The 18,978-nt window shown below is 62.8% G+C and carries 14 protein-coding genes; 3 read left to right on the top strand and 11 right to left on the bottom strand.

Features of this window, described 5'->3' with window-relative positions; genetic code table 11:
• Positions 1 to 65 precede the first annotated feature (65 nt).
• On the bottom strand, positions 66 to 2,156 hold the full coding sequence (locus tag V3B25_RS15195) for a TonB-dependent receptor (protein WP_329810921.1): 2,091 nt from the start codon (positions 2,154 to 2,156) through the stop codon (positions 66 to 68).
• A 171-nt stretch (positions 2,157 to 2,327) separates the two neighbouring features.
• Between V3B25_RS15195 and V3B25_RS15190 the strand changes: the two genes are divergently transcribed.
• From V3B25_RS15190 to V3B25_RS15180, 3 genes are all read left to right on the top strand, one after another.
• The gene (locus V3B25_RS15190; RefSeq protein ID WP_033833522.1) at positions 2,328 to 3,530 is read left to right on the top strand and encodes an amino acid aminotransferase; all 1,203 of its coding nucleotides are present in this window, start codon (positions 2,328 to 2,330) and stop codon (positions 3,528 to 3,530) included.
• 419 nt (positions 3,531 to 3,949) lie between these two features.
• Positions 3,950 to 4,966, top strand: a complete 1,017-nt coding sequence (locus V3B25_RS15185) for a class 1 fructose-bisphosphatase (protein WP_005411792.1) — start codon at positions 3,950 to 3,952, stop codon at positions 4,964 to 4,966.
• A gap of 108 nt (positions 4,967 to 5,074) precedes the next feature.
• On the top strand, positions 5,075 to 5,785 hold the full coding sequence (locus V3B25_RS15180; protein ID WP_329810920.1) for a 2OG-Fe(II) oxygenase: 711 nt from the start codon (positions 5,075 to 5,077) through the stop codon (positions 5,783 to 5,785).
• A gap of 62 nt (positions 5,786 to 5,847) precedes the next feature.
• Here the strand turns inward: V3B25_RS15180 and V3B25_RS15175 are convergent, their stop codons facing one another.
• From V3B25_RS15175 to exbB, 10 genes are all read right to left on the bottom strand, one after another.
• Positions 5,848 to 6,318, bottom strand: coding sequence for a hypothetical protein (locus tag V3B25_RS15175; protein WP_329810919.1), 471 nt, complete (start codon positions 6,316 to 6,318; stop codon positions 5,848 to 5,850).
• Positions 6,319 to 7,644: 1,326 nt separating this feature from the next.
• Complete coding sequence (locus V3B25_RS15170; protein ID WP_329810918.1) at positions 7,645 to 9,876, bottom strand: RHS repeat-associated core domain-containing protein; 2,232 nt, start codon at positions 9,874 to 9,876, stop codon at positions 7,645 to 7,647.
• A gap of 16 nt (positions 9,877 to 9,892) precedes the next feature.
• The gene (locus V3B25_RS15165; RefSeq protein WP_329810917.1) at positions 9,893 to 13,111 is read right to left on the bottom strand and encodes a DUF6531 domain-containing protein; all 3,219 of its coding nucleotides are present in this window, start codon (positions 13,109 to 13,111) and stop codon (positions 9,893 to 9,895) included.
• 192 nt (positions 13,112 to 13,303) lie between these two features.
• Positions 13,304 to 14,395 carry a PA0069 family radical SAM protein gene (locus V3B25_RS15160; RefSeq protein ID WP_329810916.1) on the bottom strand — a complete coding sequence of 364 codons (1,092 nt, stop codon included), beginning with the start codon at positions 14,393 to 14,395 and terminating at the stop codon, positions 13,304 to 13,306.
• Between the two features lie 142 nt (positions 14,396 to 14,537).
• On the bottom strand, positions 14,538 to 15,281 hold the full coding sequence (locus V3B25_RS15155; protein ID WP_164161457.1) for a pyridoxine 5'-phosphate synthase: 744 nt from the start codon (positions 15,279 to 15,281) through the stop codon (positions 14,538 to 14,540).
• Between the two features lie 9 nt (positions 15,282 to 15,290).
• Entirely contained in the window at positions 15,291 to 15,560 is a 270-nt protein-coding gene (locus tag V3B25_RS15150) for a hypothetical protein (protein WP_189720294.1), read from the bottom strand.
• A gap of 40 nt (positions 15,561 to 15,600) precedes the next feature.
• Positions 15,601 to 17,061 carry a cardiolipin synthase gene (cls, locus tag V3B25_RS15145; RefSeq protein ID WP_049420915.1) on the bottom strand — a complete coding sequence of 487 codons (1,461 nt, stop codon included), beginning with the start codon at positions 17,059 to 17,061 and terminating at the stop codon, positions 15,601 to 15,603.
• A 159-nt stretch (positions 17,062 to 17,220) separates the two neighbouring features.
• A complete protein-coding gene (locus tag V3B25_RS15140; RefSeq protein WP_005411740.1) occupies positions 17,221 to 17,634 on the bottom strand; it encodes a biopolymer transporter ExbD in 414 nt (137 codons plus the stop codon).
• 3 nt (positions 17,635 to 17,637) lie between these two features.
• A complete protein-coding gene (locus V3B25_RS15135) occupies positions 17,638 to 18,063 on the bottom strand; it encodes a biopolymer transporter ExbD (RefSeq protein ID WP_005411739.1) in 426 nt (141 codons plus the stop codon).
• Positions 18,064 to 18,125: 62 nt separating this feature from the next.
• Positions 18,126 to 18,887 carry a TonB-system energizer ExbB gene (gene exbB / locus V3B25_RS15130; RefSeq protein WP_049420916.1) on the bottom strand — a complete coding sequence of 254 codons (762 nt, stop codon included), beginning with the start codon at positions 18,885 to 18,887 and terminating at the stop codon, positions 18,126 to 18,128.
• Between the last annotated feature and the right edge of the window lie 91 nt (positions 18,888 to 18,978).

The following is an 18,978-nucleotide window of genomic DNA, read 5'->3' as shown; positions in this document are numbered from 1 at the left end:
CGCTGGCCGGCAACCCCCTGACGTCCTGCACGGCGCGATGCCGGCCAGCGGCCGGCACTACCCCTTCAACGCCACGACCACTGCAGGCCGACGTTGGCCCGCCGCCCCGGTCCCGGCTCGTAGAAGCGGCCATTGCCGTCATTGACGATCACCGAGCCGATGTAGGCCTGGTCCAGCACGTTCTCCAGCCGGGCGAAGGCGCGCAGCTCGCCACCCGGCAGGTTCCAGCGACGCCCGCCTTCCAGATGCAGCAGGGCGAAACCGGGCGCGCGTTCGGTCGCCACGTCGTTGACCACGGTATCGCTACTGGCCGAGGCTTCCAGCGCCCACTGCCAGTCGGCGGGGGTCCACTGCAGCCTGGCGAAGGCCTGCTGCTGCGGCACACCAGGCAGGCGGCTGCCCGCGGCGACCACGCTGTTCGAGGTCAGGTACGGCGAGCGCACCTGCGCCTGCAGCCATGTCCATGCCAGCTGCAGTTCCAACTGCTCGGCCAGCGGCTGTCGGTACTGCAGTTCCACACCCTGGCGGCGGGTGCGGCCGATGTTGCGATAGGTGCTGCGCCCACCAGAGTTGCTCGCAACTGCCAGCTCATTGTCGGCATCTGCGCGGAACAGGCTGATATCAAGCTGGGTTCCGTCCTGTGCGTGCCATTTGCTGCCTATCTCCAGATTGCGGCTGCGCGCGGCCGCCAGATCCAGTGCCAATCCCGCCTGGCCGTCGGCGCGATACCCCAGCTCATTGAAGGTAGGCGTCTCAAAGCCCCGGCCCACGGCGGCGTGCAGCCGCCACTGCGGGCTGGCCTCGAAGCTGACACCTGCCACCGGCGTGGTTGCCTGATAGCGACGGTGGCCGCTGTCGTCCGGATTGCGCCCGGTGATGTAGCGGTCATTCGATTCGAATCGCACGGCGCTGTGGCGCAGCCCGGCCAGCAACGACCAGCGCGGGCTCCACTGCCACCAGGCCTGGGCGAACTGGTCCACGTTCTGCACGACGTCGATCTGGTCACGACGCAGGCGCCCACGCACGCCCAGGGTGCTGCCGATGAAGTTCTCGTAGCCGGTGCGGTGCTGGCGCTGGCGGTCGGCGCTGAGCCCGGCTACCAGGTCCAGCGGTCGGCCGGCGAGGTCGCCATGCCAGCCCCAGCGCGCGTCCAGTCCGCCGTAGCCCGCGTCCAGATCGATCACGCCGCCCGCATGCAACGGGTTGGCCTGTGCGGTCGGCGGAATCGGCAGGTGTTGGGTGACCTCACGCTGCCCGGCATAGCCCATCAGCTGCCAGCGCTGGGTGTCGGTTTCCCGGGTCCAACGCAACCCAGCCTGCTGCTGGCGCACCGATTTGCGGGTGTTGTACTGGTGAGCCACTGCCGTGGCCTGGCGCGGATCGGCCGCCACCTGGGAACGGCTCAGGCCCAGCGGATCCTGCGCATCGGGGGCATCGAGCGCGTTGAGCAGCAGCTCGAGCCGTCCATCGCCCAGATCACCACCAATGCGTGCGTTGAGCGATTCACGGCGCGCCCGGCTATGGTCCCGCCATCCTTCGGTGCGGAAGTGATTGGCGGCGATGTTGTAGTCCAGCGCTTGGCCGGCACCCTTCAGCTGCGCGCCGACACTGAGCGTGCTGTCGGCGCCGGCGCTCACGCGCAGCCGCCACGGGTCGCCGGCCTGGCCCTGCGCGCTCCAGACCTGCAGCACGCCGCCGGAGGAATTGCCGTACAGCGCCGAGAATGGCCCGCGCAGCACCTCGATACGTTCGGCGCCCAACAGGCTGGCATGCGACAGCTGGCCCTGGCCATCAGGCATGGTCGCCGGCACCCCGTCGATCAACACCCGCACCCCGCGCACCCCAAAGGTCGAGCGCGCGCCGAAGCCACGGATCGACAGCTGCGTATCCTGGGCGAAGTTCTGCCGATCGCGCGCCAGCAGTCCCGGCACCCCGGCCAGTGCCTCGGACAACTGCACGCTGTTGCCGGCCCGGCCGGCGTCGATCCAGACCGTGTCCTGGCTGGCCGGCAGCGCGAACGGGTCGATGCCCGGCACCCGCGCCGCCTGCACCTGCACGGCAGGCAGGGCGGTGGGCGCAGGCTCGGCCATGGCCGCCAGTGGCGACAGCAGCAGGGCGGACAACGGCAGGCAGTGGCGTCGTGCGGCGGGATTCATGATTCAGGTTGATGGATCGGGCGGCAACGCACGCCATGGTACGGGGCTGCGGATGACGATGGCGGCGGCCAGCCCCGGCAGGCTTTGTTACGATGGGCTGTTTCCGGCCGAAAAGCCGCAGACCGCGTAGCGCACTTCCTCCCCCTTTCCGTCTACCGAACGAGTACCGCCGTGTCCTTCTTTGCAAACGTGGAACTGGTCCCAGGCGACCCGATCCTGGGCCTGACCGAGGCGTACAACGCCGACAGCCGCCCGACCAAGGTCAACCTGGGTGTGGGCATCTACTACGACGAGAGCGGCCGCATTCCGCTGCTGCGCGCCGTCAAGCAGATCGAGCAGCAGCTCGCCGCCGAGGCCAAACCGCGCGGCTACCTGCCGATCGATGGCCTGCCGGCGTACACGCAGGCCACGCGTGAGCTGGTGTTCGGCAAGGACTCGCCGCTGCTGGCCGCCGGCCGCGTCACTACCGCACAGACCGTCGGCGGCAGCGGTGCGCTGCGCGTCGGCGCCGACGTGCTGAAGAAGCTGCTGCCGCACGCCACCGTTGCGCTGAGCAACCCGAGCTGGGAAAACCACCGTGCGGTGTTCAGCGCCGCCGGTTTCGACGTGCTGGATTACACCTACTTCGACCCGGCCACCCATGGCGTCGATTTCGACGGCATGCTGGCCGACCTGGGCAAGCTGGACGCCGGCACCGTGGTGCTGCTGCACGCCTGCTGCCACAACCCCACCGGTGCCGACCTCACGGTCACCCAGTGGAAGCAGGTCGCGCAGCTGCTGAAGGACAAGCAGCTGTTCCCCTTCATCGACATGGCCTACCAGGGCTTCGACAAGGGCATCGAGCAGGACGGCGCCGCCGTGCGCATCATCGCCGAAGCCGGCATCGACAGCTTCATCGTCGCCAACTCGTACTCCAAGTCGTTCTCGCTGTACGGCGAACGCGTGGGTGCGCTGTCGATGGTGGCGCCGACCGCCGCTGACGCCAAGGCCGTGCAATCGCAGGTCAAGCGCGTGATCCGCACCATCTACTCCAGCCCGTCCACCCACGGTGCCGCGCTGGTGGCCGGCGTGCTGACCAACCCGGAACTGCGTGCGATGTGGGAGCAGGAGCTGACCGAGATGCGCGAGCGCATCCACGCCCTGCGCCAGGGCCTGGTGGAGAAGCTGGCTGCCGCTGGCGCGCCGCAGTTCGGTTTCATCAACGAGCAGGCCGGCATGTTCTCCTACTCCGGCCTGAGCCGTGAGCAGGTCGAGCGCCTGCGCGACGAGTTCGGCATCTACGCCGTCGGCACCGGCCGTATCTGCGTGGCCGCGCTGAACCAGAACAACCTGGAATACGTCGCCAAGGCCGTGGCCACCGTCGCCAAGGGCTGAAGCAACACTGCACTGGTTTGAGAACAAAGGCGCCGAAGGGCGCCTTTGTTTTTGCTCCTGCTTTGCCTTTGCCACACTCTCCGCGCTCGCGGCGAACCCTGAAGCGCAGGGCGAGGCACACCGTGGCCAGGACCGTGAGGCGCATGGATGCGCCGATCGAGCCCCCATGGGTGAGGGCGCTTTGCCTGCGAAGCACTGCTTCGCAAGCGCCCGAACGCCCTGCCGCCAGCGGCTGGGCCGGACCCCGGAGGGGGGTTTACGGCGTGTCCTGGTCACGGTGTGCCTCGCCCTGCGCCTCCATGAAGGAGTGCGCCGACAGCGCAACGCATCTGGAAACGATTACGCCTTCCCGCGCTCACGCACGGCCCCGCCATACGGGCGACAATAGGCGTTTTCCCGCTGCCGAGACCTGCCCGCTCATGTCCCGTACTTCGTTGACCCGCTTCCTGATCCAGGAACAGCACGCCGGCCGCATCAACGCCGACCTGCGCCAGCTGATCGCGGTCGTCGCCCGCGCCTGCACCAGCATCTCCATCGCCGTCAGCAAGGGCGCCCTCGGTGGCGTGCTCGGCGACGCCGGTACCGGCAACGTGCAGGGCGAAGCGCAGAAGAAGCTGGATGTCATCAGCAACGAGATCCTGCTCGAAGCCAACGCCTGGGGCGGCCATCTCGCCGCCTGCGCCTCGGAAGAAATGGACCACAGCCAGCCGGTGCCGGACATTTATCCGCGCGGTGATTTCCTGCTGCTGTTCGATCCCCTCGATGGCAGCTCCAACATCGACGTCAACGTCTCCGTCGGCACCATCTTCTCGGTGCTGCGCTGCCCGACCAACGTCGAACTGCCGGGCGATGATGCCTTCCTGCAGCCGGGCAGCAAGCAGATCGCCGCCGGCTACTGCATCTACGGGCCCAGCACCCAGCTGGTGCTGACCGTCGGCCACGGTACCCATGCCTTCACCCTGGACCGCGAGAAGGGCGAGTTCGTGCTGACCACCGAGAACATGCAGATTCCGCCGGCGACCCAGGAGTTCGCGATCAACATGTCCAACCAGCGCCACTGGGAAGCACCGATGCAGGCCTATGTCGGTGATCTGCTGGCGGGCAAGGAAGGCACGCGCGGCAAGAACTTCAACATGCGCTGGATCGCCAGCATGGTCGCCGACGTGCACCGCATCCTGACCCGCGGCGGCATCTTCATCTACCCGTGGGACAAGAAGGATCCGTCCAAGGCCGGCAAGCTGCGCCTGATGTACGAGGCCAACCCGATGGGCCTGCTGGTCGAACAGGCCGGCGGCGCCGCCTGGACCGGCCGCGAGCGCATCCTCGACATCCAGCCCGACCAGCTGCACCAGCGCGTGCCGGTGTTCCTGGGTTCGCGCGAGGAAGTGGCCGAAGCCGTGCGCTACCACCGCGCGCACGACGACGCGCAAGGCTGATTGGCGGTTGCCTGACGACGGTCATGGCAGATCGATGACATGACCGTGGGGTGACACCGAGGGCGGCAAACGGCACCATCAAGCCGTTGCCGCCTAAGGAATGCACGCATGCACGAGCAGGGCCCGGTCGATTTCATCGAGGTCATCCACAACGCGGTCCCCAGCGAGGTCTGCGCGGCGATCGTCGAGCGCATGCGGGCGGCGCGTGGCCTGCAGCCCGGTGCCGTGGGCAGTGGCGTGTTCCCGGAACTCAAGCACAGCAAGGATCTGCGCATCAGCGGCCTTGATGGCTGGCAGGATGTGGACCATCAGCTGCAGCACGCGGTGTTCAACGGCCTGCTGACTTATCTACGCCGTTATCCACAGGCGTTGATCGCGCCGCTGATGTTGCAGATCCAGGACAGCAACGGCCAACCGCGACGCCTGTCTGCCGAGGACTTCCCTGACATGCCGCAGCAGCAGCTGGCCGACCTGGCCCGCACCTGCCTGCGCCCGGGCGCCATCAACCTGCAGTGGTATGCGGCGGGCGAGGGCGGTTATCCGTACTGGCACTGTGAGCTGTACCCGAAGGATGCGCAGGCCGAGACCCTGCACCGGCACGTGCTGTGGACGCTGTACCTCAACGACGACTTCGAAGAGGGCGAAACCGAGTTCCTGTTCCAGGGGCGGAAGATCGCGCCGCGCACCGGCAGCCTGCTGATTGCGCCGACTGCGTTTACGCATACCCATCGTGGCAACAGGCCGCAGGGGGGGGACAAGTTCATCGCGACGAGTTGGATTCTGTTCCAGAGCGCGCAGAAGTTGTTTGGGGGAGGGTGAGGTCATCGTACTCCTCCCGATTGGAGCCGATATCCAGGCAAGTTCGTTATGCCGTCGGTGGTTTACCGGGCCTCAGGAGAGCAGTAGTAGTCGCCGCCCCTGTCCGAGTCCCAGTAGGTTCCTCCATAGAGCTTCACCGTACTGCCTCTTGTCGTCAGCTCTACCGAGCGCGCCAGGCGATCCTCGCAGAAGACCATCAATCTGTAATGGCGCTGCCGTTTGTCTTTCTGCAGTCGCCACCGCTCCTCTGCGGCTTGTTTGATGAAGAAAGCGGCGATCTGCTCTGGACCAGATTCGAGTTCGGCGTCGAAGACGGCCCCCATGAACGTGACCTTCGGTAAGAACTTCACGTTCGTGGGATGGATCCCTGAAGGGAGTTCAAAGGTCTCGGTAGCAGCGCGCAGTTCTGCTTCTGTTGGCTTTCCGGTCCAATCGCCACCTCCGATGGATCCGAACATTGAAAGATAGGTACCGCCTATCAGGGCCGCAATGACAGCGCACAGGAGCAGATGGCGCAACGGTACCTTTTTCATTGCCCATTCTCCGACTGCCGTTGTTCGCCGCTACTTGAATCCCGCAAGGCTTCAGCCGTCTTTGCACCGAGCACCGGATCGTTGATGCTCGACGGACCGGGGCGCTTGCGAGGACGACGTCGATACAGGATCCCTCCCGCTGCCCACCAAATACGGCCGTGCCGAGGCCGACGAGCTCTTCGCTGCCTAGCGGATCCGCTGACAGCAATTTGGCCACCGTCAGTAGAAGAAAGTTCAATGGGAGCATCCACAGGAACGCGATGCCCAGCCAGTAGATGATCTTCATTTCATGCGCTCATGGATCCGGAAACATCGACTTGAACCAGTAGGCGGATATGCTTCGCATCCATGATGCTGAACTCTTTCGTCTCTAGCTCGCGCAACTTGCGCATGTCTATTCCATGGTGTCGAAACATCGAAATCAGCTCTCTTACGCTGGCCTCATCCACAGCCGACCGACCCATGGAAACAATGCTCCTGCTGAGAGATCCTTGGACGGGAGCTACACCTTGCGCCCTCACCTCTGGAGAAAAATTCATCTTCGTCCAGACGCCGTAAATGAGACCTCAGGAATTTGATTTCCAACCTCAACATGTCCAGAGCACGGAAAATTTGCTGGGCGTAGACTGATTCACCCGACTATTGGGAGGGACAAGGGATAGCCTGGGATTGGAGACCCAGCCTTGCCATACACTTGGCCTTCTCGATAAAGATTTCCTTGCATCGACATGTGCACTGTAGATCGAATGATGTGTCCTCGATTCGAAGCAGCCTTTCGAATCGAGGACACATCGTCCCAACCCGCATTCGTCTCCGGCACTGCATGGCCACTCCCTCAGTAGCCTGATGCTGTGCTCCACTCTGTATAGAAATATGGGAATTGGCAGCGTCTAATGTTGATTGTTCCCGTCTGACCGGCACTTCCTAATAAATCCATCTCTGAACTCGTTGGGCCTTTGAGCACTGCCATTCGCCGTTAGGCGAACAAAAAGTGGCCCCTGGGGCTGTCCAGTTGCCATCGCGAACAGCGCACTCTGACCTTCTGGTCCATCGTGCACTGCAATCAGCGTAAACTCGCCTTTGGCGTACTCTCCACGCCGGCGCTCGCCGATTGTGAAGCCGGGATGTCCACCAATCAGTACGTCAATACGGCGCTTCCCGTCTACGAACACCCCGGTTTCAAAGTCAGGCCCAGGAGCGTCGGATTGAAAGCGCATGCCAGATTGAACCTCTGCGCATACGTTGAATCGCTTACTTATGGGGGCCAGCTCCTTAGCGTGGCAGCCCAGCATCATGTAAGCGACTAAACAGCACAGTATGGCGGTCCTATTTGCACCCACACCCTTTGATAATTGCCTCATTGCCCGCCTTCAATACGTCTTCTATGTTTTTTTCATTGACGGAATTCATGTTAATCACTCTGCCCATGATTCCGGTTCCGTAGTCAGGCAATCCCATCAGATGCCCTGCTTCATGAGCGAAGGTGGCTGCGCCCCACTGTCCAGGCAGGTACCATACGCCCTCATTCATCCACACCCGATTTACCCAAGACTCATGATCGCCCTGGCGAATCGACACGGCATTGGTTCTGACAGGATCGTACTTGTCCATTTGCATGACAACCGTCGTGACCTGGTATTTTCCGAATCTCCCAGTCCATGCCTTTTCGATTGCACTGGCCATCGCAGCCGCCTGAGCATTGCTTCCATTCTGGAAATTGATTGGCAAAGCGATGCCAACACTATTTCCTGATTTGGTACATGCATATGCGATAAGCCCCAGAGGATCGACATTGCTCATGGGATTGCCACCAGCATATGCGTAGGTGTTGGTTCCTCCTGCCAATCCAATCGGATCACTCTGCGCATACCGGCCAATGCTCGCGTCATAGTCGCGGAAGCCGTTGTACCAGAGTCCGCTTTCCGCGTCGTAGTACTGGCCCGGGAAGCCAATGTTCAACCCGCCAATCTCATCCTTCTGGACGCTACGTCCGTAGGCGTAGTTGTACGCCTTCCAGACGGTCTGCTGGCTTGGGCTGGTGACGAACTCCGGGCGTCCCAAATGATCGGTATGCACGTAATTGTGCTGCCCGCTGCGAGCAAGCCCAACCAGTTCACCTTCAAACCAGAAGTAATTGGTCCACACCCCGTTGTTCAGCTCAGTCATGAGCTGGTTCTGGCCGGCGTAGAAGTAGCGGCTGTTGGTGGTCTGGTTGATCTTTGCAACGCGCTGCCCCTGCGCATTGAGCACGTAGTCAGTCGCAATGCCACCGATGTTGCTGCGGCTCATGCGATTGAAGGCGTCATACTCGTAAGTGCTGATCCGGCTGCCTGCGGTCTCGCTGATGCGGTTTCCCAATGCGTCGTACTGGTACTGACGGCTGCCGTCCTGGTTGGTGTAGTTCAGCACCCGGTTGCTCCCCGGGTCGATGCTGTATTGGGTCAGCTGATTTCCTGCCTGGTAGCGGTCGTGATTGCCGCCGGCATCGTAGGAAAGATTGTTGATGACACCGAAGCGGGTCAGCTTGGTCATACGACTCAACGCGTCGTAGCCGATCAACTGGGTCATGTTCGGGTCGACAGCGTCGACAATGGCGGTGATTTCGCCATCGCCGCTGTACTGATAGTCCCAATAGCTGACCTTGCTGCCATTGGGTCCCCAGACCGACATTGCGGTCAGCCGCCCCTCCTGATCGTGGTTGTAGCCCCGGGCAAGCCCGTTGCCGTAGGCCAGCCACTCATGCGCTCCCGTGACCTTCCAGTTTGCCTGGGAAATGATTGAGCGCTGAGTCCCGTCGACCGTCGCCATCAACGCACTTGGTTTTCCTTGGGAGCCATATGTGTAGGTCGCCTTGTCACCGTTGGGATAGGTGATCTGGCTCAGGCGATTGATGCCGTCGTATCCATAGGTGGTGCTGTAGTCCGTCTTCTGACCAGACAGATCGGTGAAGTCGCGGCGTATCTGCAGCTGACCGTTCGGTGTATAGGCAAAATGGGTGGCGGTTCCGGGCCCTGAAGTGCCGCACAGTTGGCCTTTACCATTGCCGCACCAATCGTAGCTGTAACCCATTGTTCGGCCTTCTGCGCTCGCAGAAGTCATTCGTCCCAGACCGTCGTAGCCGAAGGAGACGACGCTGCCATCGGCCCGCGCCGTCGATGTCCGCAGACCTGCAGCATCGTACTGGTGCTGTGTCGTTCCCGTGTCCGGACTCACCTGTTTCCAAAGCTGGCCGAAACCATCGAATTCGTAGGTGGTAACGAGATTGCGGGGATCGCTCACACGGATCGGGCGATCTGCCAGATCGTAGGCAATCTGGGTCGTGCCCCCGGCGGCGTCGATTGATTTGATCAGGCGTCCACGCGGATCGTAGCTCATACGGGTGACGCGATTCTGCGAATCGGTCACCTGGGTGACTCTCCCCTCTGCGTCGTAGACGTACCTTATGCTTCTTCCCTGCTCAGTGCTCTCGGATATCACGCGCCCCAACTCGTCGTACTGATAGTTCACGGAAGAGACGATGGTATTTAGCCCCATCATGGCCAAGGCGATTGCGGACATGTCTTTTAGGCCTTCCTTAGCGTGGCTCTTCGCAGAATTTCGGGTTGCAGCTACCCTTGTCGTTTTCCGCCCTTACCGTCACCTGTGCCTGCGGCCCCCAAGAGGTGGGCCCAGATGCCAACTGGCCCATATACCCGAATTGCGCAACACCACTGCCGGTGTTCACGGGCGAGACGATCACGGTGAATGTGGCTACAGCGCCTGGTGCGACCGGAGACGAAAGCCCGATGGCCTCGCTGGTCCGCAACGTCCTCAGGACCATATAGGTATCGCTTGGATTCCAGATGACATTGCCAGTGTTCCGGAACTGGAATGTCACGCTGGATGACTGGCCATTGAAGATATGAGGCGCCGAGGTTGATGCGGAAACCAGCTCGGCGCTACGCACCACAGCAGGTACGGTAAAAGCACCTGAGCGATTGATGGTCAGGTTCGGACCGCCAACAGGCGAGATACCGTGCACGTATAGTGCTTTGCCTCCGTGATTCGATCGTACGTTGCCGTCAAGAGGAATCTTGAACCAATAGGCACTTCCGCGTGCCTGACACGCGTTGGCAACGTTTCCGTCGGTCGCCAAGTTGGCGCGGCCCGAAGCGACGAATGTGCCGCCACCAGCTGCGCCACCGGCATAGACGTGTACGTCGATCGAGGCGTCCACGCCAACTGAGCAGGCCCAGCCTTCAATGAAGAAGTTCCAGTTGCCGTCCTGGGTCACGCCGCCGATGTCACCAACGATGTTTGCCGTTGGAATCGCAAACACGCCTGAGTTCGCGAGCGGTCGGTCTTGGCCGCGGCCCTGCGGAGATTGGCCGTAGACGGAGAACTTGCGGCCGCCGAACTGCTGCCTCTGGGCTAGCGATATCGGCAACTGATACCTATAGGCACTCCCTGATGCTTGGCAAGCCGCTGCAACTCCTGGCTCGCTGGCAAGGTTTGCTTGTGTGCTACCCAGGTAGACGTTGCCGTCGGCGTAACCGTCCACCTGGATTGACCCAGCCGAGCCAGTGGAACAGGCCCAGCCACGCACGAACCAGTTCCACTGCGCATCATGAGTGATTTCGTCAATCACGCCGCTCACCACCGAATCCATCGGATAGTCGGTTTGTGAAACCTCAGTGCGCGTGCGATTGGAAGCGTTGTTGTAGCTATGACGGGTCCACGCCCACTTGCCGTCCCCCATTGAACGGACTTCCTGCGTCAGGCGGCGCCCTGCATCGTAGCCGTAGCGGACTGTCACGCCATCGGGCTGGGTAAGCGAGGCGATGTCACCTGCAGCGGTGTAGCCAATGGCGGTCGTCGCCCAGCCAGTTCCCGAACTGGTTCTGTCGGACACAACGCGGCCACGGCCGTCATACGTCAACTCTCGCACACCACCGTTCGCGTTGACGATGCGCCCCGGTAGCCCCAGTCCGTTGTAGTTGGAATAGCTGATCGTATGACCAAGCGCGTCGGTGACACTGGTCAGATCGCCCTGACTGTTGAAAACGGAGATGACGTCGTCCTGCGCAAGCGGTCCATCGACTTTGATCGAGGCCTTCAATCCGTTTGGGTGATAGGTATACGTGCTTCGGGTCACTCGCGTCTGGCTGGGCACTCCACGTGCCGTCAGATTGCGCTCAGTTGCGCTGGCCACGTTTCCGTGATCGTCATAGGAATAGGCAACTTCAAGATCACCCACCACCGTTGTCTTGAGGAGTCGGTTGCGCGTGGTATCCCACTCCTGCAACGTTGTACGTTCGGCCGAGCTCCCGACCGCTTCCACCCGCTTCAGCAGGTAACCCTGTGCGCTGTAGTGGAAGTTGGTCAGATTGTCCTGGAAATCATGGACCAGATCCGGATATCCGTTGGCGTCATAACTCTGCTCCTTGTAGCTGGCAGGGCAGTTCGGCGACGGATCACCCTTGGTCGATACCATCTTTCCGTCCTTGAACGTGTAAGTGGTGCTACGACCAAGAGGGTTGATCACAGTGACATCAATATCGACGGGCCGCGTAAGGCTCGGCGCAGCGGCGGCCGTCATACCGAGAGCGCTCTCCATCGGCAGCGAGTCAACAGGCAGCGAGCGCGGTTGATAGCAGATCCGTGAGCCTCCGGTGCGCTGTTCGCACCATCCACGCTCTTCATCGGCACGGATACCGCCGGGTCGAGTCGGTGCGGGCGGCGGAAGCACCGGTTCGGTGCTGCGTACGGCGTAGCTGAAGCGGAACCGCTCAATGCCACCGTTGTGCTCTGTGCTGATGGCGCGGCGCTCCGCGTCGTACGCAAACGTGGAATAGCGCACGTCATTAAAAGACTTGCCAGTCAGGGCACCCGGGAAGCGGGCATCTTCGTAGTGGTAACTGATCTTCGTTGCAGGTGTGCCAGGCAGCGTCGTGCTGGCGAGCCGCCCACGTCCGTTCCCGAACACATTGGGGGTATAGGTGTAGCGATAGATGTTGCCGGCCGGATCGGTCACCTGACTGACCTGTCCGTTGGCCCAGCCAAAGCTGACGCTGCGTCCAGAGGAGTGCGTCACCTTCTGCAAGTAACGGTCAGCATAGGAGAACGTCCAGCTCACGCCCTGCTCATTGCTGAGTCGGGTGATATAGCCCTCGGCGTTGTAGGTCTCCGTACCGTTGTTTTCGTTTCGAAGCGTAAACGTGCCATTGCCGTTCGCGGACAGGTACGCGATGGGCTGGGCCTTGTCCTCATACCAGCGACCGCTGGCCGGATCCTTGAGGTACTTGATGCGACGACCGTCGGGCCGTTGCACCCACGCCAGCTGATTTGCATCGGTGAATGCGAGCGAATAGTCGAAGTTGCTCAGCCAGTGATTGCCGAACAGCCCGGTCGCGCTCCAGTAGTGATTGTAGTTGCGCTGCAGGAACAGGCCCATTTCGCCCTGGCTGGCGAAATCAAGTTCTGGTTCGACCTTGTTGCCGCTGTAGAGAACGACAGGATTGCCCTTACGGCCGTTGCAATCCTTCTCTTTGTCATCGGTCGGCTGCTCCTTCGCGGTTTCGGTCGGAATTGCACCGCCGCCGCCGCCATTGTCCATTTGAGACTCGGACAGGTTGACACCACTGCCGCCGCCAAATCCAAAACCACCTACACCGCTACCTCCAGCAGGGCGTTTGGCGGTGACCTGAACGGTTTCGAGGGTGTTTGCCGCGGTTGCCAATGCCATCGGCAGGGAAAGCAGCGGCAGAAGAAGAAGACGGGACTGCAGGGTGTTCCGCGTTGCAACGTGCGTCATGCGCTTGCCTAGCTCCTCATCCGAGACTGACTCATTCAGTCATCGGGAATTCATGTTTGTAACGAGTCTATGACAGCACGCTGTAACGGTGCAATGGAGGCACCTAATGTTTTTCGTGCATTGCCCATCAATGAGCTGGGCACAGCACAGCGCGACGAATCGCTGGTGCATAAACCAGCAGATGTACACGTTTCAGAAGAGTGAGCCCTGCGGCGTATCCTTCTTCTGCGGCAGCGGCTTCACGAACCGGCTGCAGTCCAGCTTCGGCCAATGGCTGTTCTGCGCGTTGAAGCCGAGGCGCTTGCGCGCCAGCTTGAAGCGGTTGCTCAACAACTCCGCATACACGCCCTGGCCACGCATGCGCGTGCCGAACTGGCTGTCGTAGTCCTTGCCGCCGCGCAGCTGCTGGATGGTGCTCATCACGTGTGCAGCGCGATCGGGATGATGGGTGTCCAGCCAGTCGCGGAACAGCGGTGCCACTTCCAGTGGCAGGCGCAGCAGCACGTAGCCTGCGGTGCTGGCACCGGCATCGTGTGCGGCCTCCAGCACGGCTTCCAGTTCGCTGTCGTTGATCCACGGAATCACCGGCGCCACCATCACACCGACCGGAATGCCAGCGTCATGCAGACGCTTCATCGCACGCAGCCGTGCATGCGGCGCTGATGCGCGCGGCTCCAGCTTCGCGGAGAGATGCGGGTCCAGCGAGGTCACCGAGAAGTGCACGCTGACCAGATTCTCCGCGGCCAGCGGCGCGAGCAGATCGATGTCGCGCTCGACCAGTGCGTTCTTGGTGATCAGCGAGAACGGATGCTTGGTCTCCAGCATCACTTCGATCAGTTGGCGGGTCAGCTTGAACTTGCGTTCGATCGGCTGGTACGCATCGGTGTTGATGCCCAGCGCGATCGGCTGCGGCACGTAGCCCGGCTTCGACAGTTCCTTGCGCAGCAGTTGCGGCGCATTGGTCTTGGCGAACAGCTTGGTCTCGAAATCCAGGCCTGGCGACAGATTCAGATAGGCATGCGAGGGGCGTGCAAAGCAGTACGAGCATCCATGCTCGCAGCCGCGGTACGGATTCACCGATTGGCTGAAGCCGACGTCCGGCGAATTGTTGCGGGTGATGATGCTGCGTGCGGTTTCGGCACGCACCTCGGTGCGCAGGCGTGGGGCGAGGAATTCCTCGCTCTCGTCGACCGCCCAGCCGTCGTCCACCGCCTCGCTGACGGTGCTTTCAAAGCGCCCGGCAAGGTGGGACGTGGAACCTCGGCCCTTGATCGCGATACCCATTGCGGCAGGGTACGTCGAGGCTGTCTCATTGGCTGCGACGGCCGCCTGAAGGGTTCAGGACTGTGCTGAGCCGAGCATGGGCTCGGCTCTACAATTGATGCAGAGACCTTGTAGAGCCGAGCCTACGCTCGGCTGCAATGCATCAAAGCAGCGCCAGGTACCCGCGCACCGTGGCATCCAGCCCGTCGTACAGCGCTTCGCCGATCAGCGCGTGGCCGATCGACACCTCCAGTACCTCTGGCACGTGGGCCAGGAACTCGCGGAGGTTGTCCTGCGACAGGTCGTGGCCAGCATTGACGCCCAGGCCGACAGCCTGCGCTCGTCGAGCAGCAGTGGCGAACAACGCCAGCATCGCGTCGGCATCGCCAGCCGCATGCGCCTCCGCATAGGGCCCGGTATACAGCTCGATGCGGTCTGCACCCACTTCAGCCGCCTGCTCCAGCAGCGGGTTGCCCGCGTCGACGAACAGGCTGACCCGGCAACCCATCGCCTTCAGTTCGGCGATCAATGGGCGCAACCGCTCGGCGTCGCGCTCGAAGTCGAAGCCGTGGTCGGAGGTGATCTGGCCGTCGCTGTCGGGCACCAGGGTGGCCTGCGCCGGGCGGGTCTGCGCGCACAGCGGCAGCAGGCCGGGGTAGCCCTCTCGCGGCGGCGCGAACGGATTGCCTTCGATGTTGAACTCCACGCCTCGGGCGCGGGTCAGCGTGGACAGGGCCAGCACGTCCTCGGCGGTGATGTGGCGGCGGTCCGGTCGCGGGTGCACGGTGATGCCATGCGCACCGGCATCCAGGCAAGCCTGGGCGGCACGCACCACGTCCGGTTCGGCGCCGCCGCGCGAATTGCGCAGGACGGCGATCTTGTTGACGTTGACGCTGAGCTGGGTCATGGAACGGGACTACTTGGAAAGAGGGGACGGATCGTGGTCGGTGGCGTCATCATTGCGCCGGGCCTGGGCCTGCTCGCGCAGGCGACGCAGTTCCTCGGCATCGACCAGGGTGGCGGGGTCGCGCTGCAGGTCGCCGAAACGGGCCACGTAGCGGCCACGCACCCAGGCCAGCAGGAAGGCGAGGGCCGCCAGCAGGCACAGCGTCATCAGCCCGGGGCTGGGGGTCTTCAGTGCGAAGGCGAAACAGCCCAGCGCCAGCAGCAGGTACAACCAGTACATAGTCGGGCTCCCCGGATGATCGGCGCAGTGTAGCGCTGCGTCAGAGCAGCGGCGAGGCCAGCCGGGCGAAGGCCTCGGGCAGGCGGTGCAGCCACAGCGAACGACCGGCCTGGTCGTGCACCCGCGTGGAACGGTCGAATTCGCCCTGCAGCAGTTCGGCCAGCGCAGCCACCCGGTCACGGTCGCTGATCATCATCGACAGCTCGAAGTTCAGCCGGAAGCTGCGGTGATCGAAGTTGGCACTGCCGACGATGCAGACGTCGTCATCGGCGATGAAGGCCTTGGTATGCAGCATGCGTGGGCCGTACTCGTAGATCTTCACCCCGGCATGCAGCAGCTCGTCGAAGTAGGAGCGGGCGGCCTGGGTGACGAACCAGGAATCGCTCATCTTCGGCACAAGCAGGCGCACGTCCAGCCCGCCCAGCGCGGCCGAGGTCAGGGCCATCCGTGCCGCTTCGCCGGGCACGAAGTAGGGCGTGACCAGCCAGACGCGCTCGTGTGCTTCCTGGATGGCTGCCACGTGCAGGCGGTGGATGGTTTCCCAGCCCGAATCCGGACCCGACACCAGTACCTGCGCGTTGATCGCGCCATCACCGCGCAGCGGCATGTCGGCCGGCCACAGACGCGCGATGTCCATTCGCGAGGGATCCTGTCCACTGGCGTACAGCCAGTCCTCGGCGAACACCAGCTGCAGGCTGCGCACCACGTGGCCGCGGATGCGCATGTGCAGGTCGCGGTAGGCATCCGCCCTGCGGCTTTCATCCTCGTCGTCGGTGATGTTGATGCCACCGGTGAAGGCGAGGCGGCCATCGATGATCACCAGCTTGCGATGCGTGCGCAGGTTCAACCACGGGCGCTTGAACGGCTTCAGCAGCTGCCGTGGGTGGAACCAGATCGCTTCGCCACCGGCGTCGAGCAGCGGCTGCAGGAAGCGGCGGGGCAGGGCCGACGAACCCACCGCGTCGAGCAGCAGGCGCACCTGCACGCCGGCCCGCGCACGTTCCACCAACGCGTCGCGCAGGGCGGTGCCGGCGTGGTCGGGGTTGAAGATGTAGTACTCCAGGTGGACGTGATCGCGGCTCTGCGCGATGGCGTCCAGCAGGGCCGCGTAGGTTGCCGCGCCGTCTACCAGCCAGGTGACTTCGGTGGCGCTGCTCGGCGCCAGTCCTGTCGTGGCCTGGGCGATCTTGGCCAGTTCGGTGCAGTCGGCATCGGGCGGGCAGACATCGCTGTAGTGCTCCATACCCGAACGCGCGCGGCCACGGCGCAGGCGCTGCCGCTTCACCTTCTGCGGGCCCAGCAGGTAGTAGATGAACAGGCCCAGATAGGGCAGCAGCGCCAGTGACAGGATCCAGCTCAGCGTGGCCACTGGCTCGCGCTTCTGCAGCATGATCCAGCCCGCCAGCGCGAACAGGTACAGCAGATAGGCGACCGCCAGGATCGTGCCAAGGTGGGCGATGCCGTCGAGCCAATGGCGCAGGGAGTCGAAGAGGGCGAGCATCCGCCGATCATAGCGGGCGCGTGCTCCCTGATGGGGTCAGATCCCTTTCCTGCGGGAAAGGGATCTGACCCCGACGGGCCCCGCAGGCACAAAAAAAGACGCCCCTGTTTCCAGGGGCGTCTGCAGTCGCGTCATGACTGTTGTGTTGCGGTGTAGCGTTTACTGCTGCACAAAACCGATCTTCTTCATCTGAGCATTCTTCGCGGCGGCCAGAACCTTGGCCATCACGTCGTACTCGGAATCCGGGCTGGCGTCGATGCGCAGTTCCGGCTGGTTGGTCGGGTCACGCTGGACCTCCTGCTCCATCCGCTGCTGCAGCTCGCTCGTATTGATCGGGCTGTTGTTCCACGAGACCTGGTTGCTGGCGTCGATCTTGAGTTCGATCGGCGGCGGCGGTTCGACCAGCTGCGGCGGTGGGTTGAGCACGCGCTGCGGCAGGTCCACGGCGATCGGGTACGTCATGATCGGCGCGGTCACGATGAAGATGATCAGCAGAACCAGCATCACGTCCACGAGGGGCGTGACGTTGATGTCTGCCATGGGGCCCTTGCCACCACCACTACTGAATGCCATGGCTTATTGCCCCTTTTCTTTGGTCGCGACGAAGCCGACGTCCAGCATGCCCTGCTCCTGCGCGACCTTGGTCAGGTCGTTGATGACGCGCATCTTGGTGGTGCGATCACCACGCAGGTTCAGCGGCGGCTGCGGGGTCTGCTGGGCGGCGGTCGCCAAGCGCGACTCGAGAGTCTGCTTGTTGATTTCTTCGTCGTTCCAGTAGATCGAGCCGTCTTCCTTGACTGCCAGGGTGATCGGTCCGGAACGCTTTTCAGCATCTTCCGGCTTCTGGATCAGGTTGGCTTCCGGCAGATCCACCTTGACCTTGTGGGACATCAGGGGCGCCGTGATGATGAAGATGATCAGCAGCACCAGCATCACGTCCACGAGGGGCGTAACGTTGATGTCGGCCATGGGGCCGCCGCTGTTACCACTACTGAAAGCCATAACGGGCTCCGTCTAGATCTTGGTGACTACTTACGTTCGTCGCTGGGTGACGCGCGCCGCAATTAGCGGACGCGCGAGCCGGTGGCGAAGAAGTCGTGCAGGTCGTGCGCGAAGGTATCGAACTTGCTGATGGTCGCGCTGTTGATCTTGCTGAAGAAGTTGAAGGCGAACACGGCCGGGATCGCGACGAACAGACCGATCGCGGTCATGATCAGCGCTTCACCCACCGGGCCGGCAACGGCGTCGATCGAAGCGGAGCCGGTGGCACCGATCTTGATCAGCGCGCCGTAGATGCCCCACACGGTACCCAGCAGACCGACGAACGGAGCAGTTGCACCGACGGTGGCCAGCAGGGTCATGCCCGACTGCAGCTTGTTGCTTTCGCGGGTGACGGCCTGACGCAGAGCGCGGTCGACGAACTCCGAACGGCTCAGGTTCTCACCGACGCCGCCGGTAGCACCGCCTTCAGCGCGCTGGTGGTGGGCAGCTGCCTGGGCAGCGTCCAGGGCGATCTTCGAGAACGGCTCGGAAGCCGGCTGTTCTTCCATCGCACGGATGGCGTCCTGCGCGTTCGGGGTATCCCAGAACAGGCTGACGACGCGATCAGCGGCGCTCTTCAGGCGGGTGGCGCGGAAGATGTTGATGACGGTCCAGTACCAGGACATGGCCGACATGATGACCAGGGTCAGCAGCACGACCCAGGAAACCGCGAAATCACCCGGCTTGGTGGTCATTTCGTGGATCAGGTGCTCGAAGCCCATCTGCGACAGGGCGTTGGACGGATTGCCCCCGGCAGCAGCGGCGATGAAAATTTCCTGCAGCATGACGCTTACCTTTGTTGTGTGTGGTGATAAAGGGTGTAGCTAAGCTAAACAATCGAACTGGGAGCGGGGGTGGCCAGGTGGCCACCCGGAC

Origin of the sequence: Stenotrophomonas sp. SMYL8 (assembly GCF_036320065.1) — a bacterium.
Lineage (GTDB): Bacteria > Pseudomonadota > Gammaproteobacteria > Xanthomonadales > Xanthomonadaceae > Stenotrophomonas > Stenotrophomonas maltophilia_A.
Note: the sequence above shows the minus strand (reverse complement) of the source record. Positions and strands in the feature narration are given on the sequence as shown.